General features: G+C 44.5%; 8 protein-coding genes. 2 read left to right on the top strand and 6 right to left on the bottom strand.

Features of this window, described 5'->3' with window-relative positions; genetic code table 11:
* Positions 1-755: 755 nt before the first annotated feature.
* The 6 genes from pyrE to Q0338_RS00160 form a co-directional block, all read right to left on the bottom strand.
* On the bottom strand, positions 756-1,367 hold the full coding sequence (pyrE, locus tag Q0338_RS00135; protein WP_298085002.1) for an orotate phosphoribosyltransferase: 612 nt from the start codon (positions 1,365-1,367) through the stop codon (positions 756-758).
* Positions 1,368-1,677: 310 nt separating this feature from the next.
* A complete protein-coding gene (gene frr, locus Q0338_RS00140) occupies positions 1,678-2,235 on the bottom strand; it encodes a ribosome recycling factor (protein WP_122862362.1) in 558 nt (185 codons plus the stop codon).
* Positions 2,225-3,190 (bottom strand): polysaccharide deacetylase family protein, encoded by a 966-nt coding sequence (locus Q0338_RS00145; protein ID WP_298085003.1) that lies wholly within the window; start codon positions 3,188-3,190, stop codon positions 2,225-2,227. The genes frr and Q0338_RS00145 overlap by 11 nt, the downstream gene beginning before the upstream one ends.
* A 9-nt stretch (positions 3,191-3,199) precedes the next feature.
* A complete protein-coding gene (gene secG / locus Q0338_RS00150; protein ID WP_298085004.1) occupies positions 3,200-3,547 on the bottom strand; it encodes a preprotein translocase subunit SecG in 348 nt (115 codons plus the stop codon).
* Positions 3,548-3,608: 61 nt separating this feature from the next.
* Entirely contained in the window at positions 3,609-3,992 is a 384-nt protein-coding gene (locus Q0338_RS00155; protein ID WP_298085005.1) for a thiamine-phosphate pyrophosphorylase, read from the bottom strand.
* Positions 3,985-4,686 carry a Bax inhibitor-1/YccA family protein gene (locus tag Q0338_RS00160; RefSeq protein WP_298085006.1) on the bottom strand — a complete coding sequence of 234 codons (702 nt, stop codon included), beginning with the start codon at positions 4,684-4,686 and terminating at the stop codon, positions 3,985-3,987. The genes Q0338_RS00155 and Q0338_RS00160 overlap by 8 nt, the downstream gene beginning before the upstream one ends.
* A 162-nt stretch (positions 4,687-4,848) precedes the next feature.
* Here Q0338_RS00160 and Q0338_RS00165 point away from each other — a divergent pair, with 162 nt between their 5' ends.
* Positions 4,849-5,478, top strand: a complete 630-nt coding sequence (locus Q0338_RS00165; RefSeq protein ID WP_122862367.1) for a carbonic anhydrase — start codon at positions 4,849-4,851, stop codon at positions 5,476-5,478.
* Positions 5,475-6,793: mechanosensitive ion channel domain-containing protein (locus tag Q0338_RS00170; RefSeq protein ID WP_298085007.1), on the top strand; the 1,319-nt coding region annotated here is incomplete at its 3' end. The genes Q0338_RS00165 and Q0338_RS00170, both read left to right, overlap by 4 nt.

Here is a 6,793-nt window from a genome sequence, read left to right on the forward strand (position 1 = left end):
TGCCGGCTAGCTGCGCTTTTTGTTTCGCCAATTTTACTCCTTTTTTGCTTTATTTTGGGTACATGTTTTGGATTTGAGCGTCAAATTTGATCGCTACCGCCTAAATTTATGCTCTTTTACTTTTGTTGCAGCAAATTTACGCTCTGCTTTTATGCGTCGCCTCTTTGGCATGGCAAATTTACAGCTCTTTTCCGCTTGAGCACCGCTCGCACCGTCTTAGCCAGCCAACCTTGCTCTGCTCGTAAATGGCGCTTCGTTTGCTGCCAGATTATGCGTTTTGCCTGGCGTAATCTTTACGATATCTGCCGCCTTTGTTTGTCTTTATCTGAACGCCCGTTTACGACGATTAATAATTTTCGCCCCGCGCATTTTTTCATCAAGCCTGCTTACGCTTGGTTTATTATTAGCTCCATAAAATTTATAAAGTGCGGATTTTAAATTTAAGCGTTTATCTCGCGCCAAATTTTAAATTCATAAATTTTAGGACGCTCTTGCGCGAGGCGTAAATTTATCTAAATTTGACGATCGTCGCTAAATACGCAAAAACGGCAACGCAAATTTAATCCAGCTCCGATCGCGACTTATAAAACGCAACGGCCGATTTTACTTTATCGTCAAATTTATCGCTCAAAATATCGCGGAATGCAGCATGACCGAGTCAAATTTGATTTGCGATCGGTTTGTATTCATTGACGCTTGCAAAATACATCTAAATTTGCGGGGCTAAATCAAACATAACCGCGAAATTTGAAAATTTAATTCCCTCTGCTGCCAGGCTTTATCGCCTTGCTTCCATCGGCGCAGAGCGGACAGTTTGCGGGCTCGTAAATCTCAAACTCAAAGTTTCCAAGCGCAAAAAACGGCTTGTCGGCAGGCAGTTTGGCGCTGGGTTTTGCGACGCTGCCGGCTAAATTTGCAACCTTACAAAAGCCGCGATTAGCAAGCGCGGCAAACGCCACGACCTTGCCGCCTAGGCTCTCGATCACGCGCGCTGCCTCTAGTGCCGAGCCGCCTGTGGTGATGATGTCCTCGCAGACGACGAATCGCTCACCCTCTCTCACCTCAAAACCGCGTCGCAGGCTCATCACTCGCTCTACTCGCTCGGTAAAGATGAAGCGCTTTTTTGCCGCGCGAGCTAGCTCGTAACCCGCCAAAATTCCGCCTAGAGCGGGCGAACAGACGCTGTCAAACTCTACGCCCGATTTTTCGATGACGGCGGCCAGCTCGTCTGCTAGAGCGCCTGCTAACTGAGGATCCTCGAGTACTTTGGCGCTTTGCAGATAAAACTGCGAGTGGTTGCCGCTGCTAAGCAAAAAATGACCCTGCAAATACGCGCCCGCATCCTTGTAAATTTTCTCTAAATCCATCGTTTTTCCTTTGTAAAATTTGAGCGAATTTTACCCTAAGCGCGCTTAAGCTACTATTTTTTGAGCTTTTGGCGGCTTGCGATTTTGCATTATTATAAGCCTCTACCGAGCAAAAAACGGCTAGCAATTTTAAATTTGGATATAAATTTTGGTAAAAGCGAGTATGGCGTGATAAATTTAAAATTTGGGCGAAATAAATAAACGCGCTTTGGGGTGTAGCAAAAGCGGACTAAAATTTATGCTAAATGCGAAATAGCGGAAGGTTTTATAAAAAAAGCGGCTCGTCAAATTTAACAAGCCGCATATAAATTTAGACTTTTAAAAGTTCGCTCTCTTTTTCTTTTACGAGCGAGTCGATCTTTGACGTGTAGCTGTCGGTGATCTTTTGGACTTCGTCTTGTCCTTTTTTGCTCTCGTCCTCGGTGATAGCTTTATCTTTTTCTAGCTTTTTTACCTCGTCGTTAGCGTCTTTTCTGATGTTTCTGATGCTGACTTTGGCTTTTTCGCCGAATGCCTTAGCGTGCTTTGCGTTTTCTTGGCGTTGCTCGACCGTCATCGGAGGGAAAAATAGCTTCACGCTCTCGCCGTCGTTGTTCGGATTTACGCCGATATTTGCCGCAGAGATCGCTGCGGTGATGGTTTTTAGCATCGGTTTTTCCCACGGCGTTATGCTTATGGTACTAGCATCGCTCGTTAGTACGGTGGCGACTTGGTTTAGCGGGGTTTGACTACCGTAATAATCTACGTAAATATTATCGACTATGCTTATATTTACCTTGCCCGTGCGAAGCGTGCTAAAGTCGCGTTTTAGACCCTCGATGCACTTATCGCTATGCTCTTTTTGTTTTTTGTAAATTTCATTCAGCATTTATATCCTTTACTAAAATTTTGGTCGTCGTTTTTCCGTTTACCTTAAGGCTCATTCTTACTTTATATCGGTCGATCGGCTTGTTAAATTTAAGCGTCATCTGTCCGTTTTCAAGCTTGACTTTTTTTGTTTTTTGCCCTGTCATCGAGAAGTATCCGTGTGTCGCGTTCTCGTCGGTTTTGATGATAAGTTCGCTGATTTTATTGTCTTTTGGATAGTCTTGCGGCAGTATCCATTCGGCTTTTAAAAATTTACTCGCAAGCGCAGACGGCAGGTGAGTGCCGTTCATTGCAGGTATCCTGTCTAGTTCGTGCAGATCGCTGTTTGCCGCGACCGCGCCCGAGTTTTGGCTCAGTATTACCTCGATGCCGTGCTCAATTGCTACATCGCGTACCCTGTCATTATATTCGCCGAAAGGATAAGCAAAATAGCGCGGCTTGTAGCCCATATTTTTTTCAAATTTGCCTATGCCGTCCTCAAAGTCGTTTTTTAATTTTTCCTCGTTAAGACCGACCATGTGCAAGTGACCGTAGGAGTGATAGCCGACTTCGCCGTATTTTTCCATCTCTTTGATCTGCTCAAAGGTCATAAAGTCGCCGTATTTTCGCGCGGTGGCCTCGACGTAGATCATCAGCGCAAACGGATATCCGTACTCTAAAAATACCGGCAAACCTTTTTCGTAAAAGCTTTTGTAGCCGTCATCTACCGTTAAAACGACCCAATTATCAGATACCGGCTCGCCGTTTTTGATAGCGTCCACGAGCTTTGAGAGAGGGATGATCTCATAGCCTTTTTCTTTAAAATAATCAAACTGCTCGCGTAAATTTTTAATAGAGACGTTGGTGCTCGGGTGTCTATCGTCGTCAAATCTATGATAGTTAAAGATATGTGCGTCTGCAAATGCAAACTGCGCCACCGCCACAAAAAATACAAGCGCGGAAACTAATTTTTTCACCAATGCGCCTTATTTTTGCTCGCTTGCTGGAGCTTCTGGAGCTGCAGGAGCGCTAGGAGCTTGCGGAACGACTGCTTCTGGAGCCGCAGGTAGCGACGAAGTATCGACGCTATCTATGAGAGATTTGCTGCTTTGCGTGTTGTAAACGTAGCTTAACGCTAGGGTGTTTAGGACAAATAAAACGCCCACAACGAAAGTAAATTTAGCCAAAAACCCGGCCGGTCCTTTTGCGCCAAATAGGCTTTCGTTGCTACCGCTGTACGCGCCTAGGCCGATAGAGGAACTCTTCTGAAGCAAAACGGCGATCGTCAAAACTACCGCGAAAATAAACTGCAATACTAAAAAAAGCGAATCCATAAAAATCCTTTTAAATTTTCAAAATTAGTCGCGATTATACTAAAAAAGTTTTGAATTTGGGTTAAATTTCTTTTTCTATCTCATAAAGTTCGTAGCGCACGGCTTTAAAAATCTCGGAAATTTTAACGTCGATGAGTTTAAAACACTCCTCTAAAACCCTTGCGCTTTCTTGCGCTCGTTTGATGTTGGCGGTTTGCAAATCGTCCAAATTTAGGCGAATTTGCTCCTCTTTTAGGCTCGGTTTTAGCACGTCGTTTGCGGCGTCGCGAAATTTTAAGAATTCTTTTTGCGGGATTTTTGCCTTGTGGCGGAGAGTTTTTATTTTTTTAGCGAGGGCTAGGTCGTCAAAGCCGTAACGTCTGACGTCCTCGACGACTCTAAGCCCTTCTTTTAAGCGGTTTAAATTTGCGTCTATTACGCGGTAGAGCCGCTCTTCGTTAGTCATCGCTATTAAAAAATCCTAAAATTCTAAGTAATGAAACGAATAAATTTAAGAAATCAAGGTAAAGATCAACTGCGCCCTCGATCGGAGTTTCGTAGTTGCCGCGGATGATATTTTGCGTGTCGTAAAGGATATACGCGCTAAATAAAACAGCAGCTACGCACGATAGCGCTACCTGAAAAATCGGACTTTTGAAGAATAAATTTAGTAGCATAGCCACGAGCAAAACGATAAGCGTGATGAAAAGCATCTTGCCCCACGTCGTAAAGTCGCGCTTGGTGTTCATCGCAAATACGCTAAGTCCGCCAAATGCTACCGTCGTAAGCGTAAAGGCCTGAGCCACTATCGCCGCGCCTCCGGGCATCGCAAAAGTGCGTCCCAAAATAGGCGTAAGCGTAAGTCCGCTAACGAAAGTAAAGGCAAAAAGCAGGATTAAATTTAAGCCCGCTTTGCGTTTGGCAAACATTAAACCGACCAAAAGTCCTAGCTCAAGTATCACAAATAGCCAGTAGTTGCCCGCTACCGTAGCTCCCAGCGAGCTATAAAGCCCGACGTAAGCTCCGACGCTGGCTGCTAAAAGCGAAGCCGCGAAAAGCTGATAGGTTTGCTTGATAAACGTGCTAAGCGCGCTTTGCGAATATTCGCTCGCAACCTCGTGCTCTCTTGAGTTTGCATAGTTTCTGTCATATAAACTCATTTTTTCTCCTTTTTTAAATTTTGACGCAAATTTAGCCAAAAATAGGTAAATAAAATATAAAAGATCGCTGAATTTGACGCGCGAAAAGCATTTTAAAAAATTTTAACGAACTTTGAAACGTTTTTGATATAATATTTTATAATTTTTTATACGGGAAAGCAGATGCAAGGTATCTTAGACGGCGCAGTTAAATTTATGGAAGAGGATTTTTTGGAGCATAAGGAGCTTTTTGAAAGCCTAGGCGAGAAACAGACGCCGCACACTCTTTTTGTCGGCTGTATCGATTCGCGCGTGGTGCCTAGCCTTATAACAAACACGGTTCCTGGCGACCTAGTAGTTGTGCGAAATATCGCAAACATCGTGCCCCCATACCGCAAAAGCGAGGAGTTTTTGGCTACGACCTCGGCGATCGAGTATGCCTTGCAAACGCTAAACGTACAAAACGTCATCATCTGCGGGCACAGCAACTGCGGCGGCTGCGCGGCTTTGTGGATGGATGAGGCTAAATTTAGCAAAACGCCAAACGTAAAGCGCTGGCTTGATCTACTAGAGCCCGTAAAAAAGCGCGTACAAAAGCTTTTTGGCGACAATATCGCAAAAAGAGAGTGGATAACCGAGCGACTTAGCCTTGTAAATTCGTTTGAAAATTTACTGAGCTATCCCGACGTCAAGGCTAAATTTAGAGACGGGGAGCTAAAAATTTACGCCTGGCACTACATAATAGAAACGGGCGAAATCTACAACTACAACTTCGTAACAAAGAGCTTTAAACTGCTAGGAGTCGAGAAATGAGAAAAATTTTAGCCGCCGTTTTTGCACTGTGCTTTAGCTTAAATTTGTTTGCAAATACCGCAAGCGACGATCTAAACGCGACAGACATCCTAAGCGTCGTAAATCAAATCAACGCAGCAAACGCGCAGATCGCCGTTATCAAGGCTCAGTCGGCCGAAAACAACGAAACCGCCGACAAAAACGTGCTTTTTAGAACGGTCTTAGAGAAAAAAGAAAAACTGATCGAGCAGATCCCCTATCTCGTCATGCAAATCGAAATCGACGAGGAGCAGGTGCAAAATTTTAAACAAGAGATGCAAGAGTTAGAGACGAAAACCAAAAAGCTAAAAAACTCTAGCAATCAAAATTTATACGTCAAAAACATGCTTGAGCTTGAGCGTATGCGGCTTGATGAGCTATTTTACTCCTCGCTTTTAAATTTGGAAAATATCTTTAAGGAGGGCGGCAAAGCCGTAAACGTCAAACTTGCCGTCGAGGAGACGCTGCTTAGCTTTCAGACGGAGTTTTACGCACAGTTTAAGGCTTTTAAAGACTCGCTAAGCGAAGAAGTAGCCTTGGCGCATAAAAGCGAGCTAGACGCGCTAGAGGCGCACAAAAAGACGCTGGAGGAGATACTCCACTATCTGCGCGATAACGCCGAGCTGCTCACGTCAAACTACATCATCTCCGAGCTAAATTTAAAAACCGCGATAGATTTTATCAACGAAAAGGCCTCGTTTACGAGCAAATTTAACGTTGGCAAGGCTGCGATTATATTCGTAGTATTTTTGTTTTTCGTCTCGTTTACGACGCTGCTTAGTAAGCTCACGCTGTGGGCGTTAATGAAATTTTTCGTCAAGCACGACTCGGATAGACAGACGAAAGGGCGCATCGTAGAAATCATCAAGCGCCCGATGCTACTCACCCTTATCGCATACGCGATAGATATCTGCGTCTCGATCGCGTATTATCCGGCTCCGATGCCGATAAAATTTGCAAATTTCCTAGCGATCACTTTCGTTATCGCCGTTACCTGGCTCATACTTAGCGTACTAAACGGCTACGGCATGGTGCTCATCAACGAGCTCACCAAAAAAAGCGGGCGCAAAGAGGTGATAAATTTGATCCTAAAGATCATCTATTTCATCATCTTCGTTATCGCGCTGCTTATCGTGCTTAGCAAGCTCGGATTTAACGTTAGCGCCATCATCGCGTCTCTTGGTATCGGCGGCCTTGCGGTGGCTCTTGCGACTAAGGATATTTTGGCGAATTTCTTTGCTTCCGTCATGCTACTCTTTGACAACTCGTTTTCGCAAGGCGACTGGATCGTGTGCGG

Source organism: uncultured Campylobacter sp., from assembly GCF_938018145.1.
Lineage (GTDB): Bacteria > Campylobacterota > Campylobacteria > Campylobacterales > Campylobacteraceae > Campylobacter_A.

Bases quoted from the DNA above. Each gene is read 5' to 3' on its own strand.
- pyrE (WP_298085002.1), bottom strand. From the start codon at position 1,367: ATGGATTTAGAGAAAATTTACAAGGATGCGGGCGCGTATTTGCAGGGT.
- frr (WP_122862362.1), bottom strand. From the start codon at position 2,235: ATGCTGAATGAAATTTACAAAAAACAAAAAGAGCATAGCGATAAGTGC.
- secG (WP_298085004.1), bottom strand. From the start codon at position 3,547: ATGGATTCGCTTTTTTTAGTATTGCAGTTTATTTTCGCGGTAGTTTTG.
- Q0338_RS00155 (WP_298085005.1), bottom strand. From the start codon at position 3,992: ATGACTAACGAAGAGCGGCTCTACCGCGTAATAGACGCAAATTTAAAC.
- Q0338_RS00160 (WP_298085006.1), bottom strand. From the start codon at position 4,686: ATGAGTTTATATGACAGAAACTATGCAAACTCAAGAGAGCACGAGGTT.
- Q0338_RS00165 (WP_122862367.1), top strand. From the start codon at position 4,849: ATGCAAGGTATCTTAGACGGCGCAGTTAAATTTATGGAAGAGGATTTT.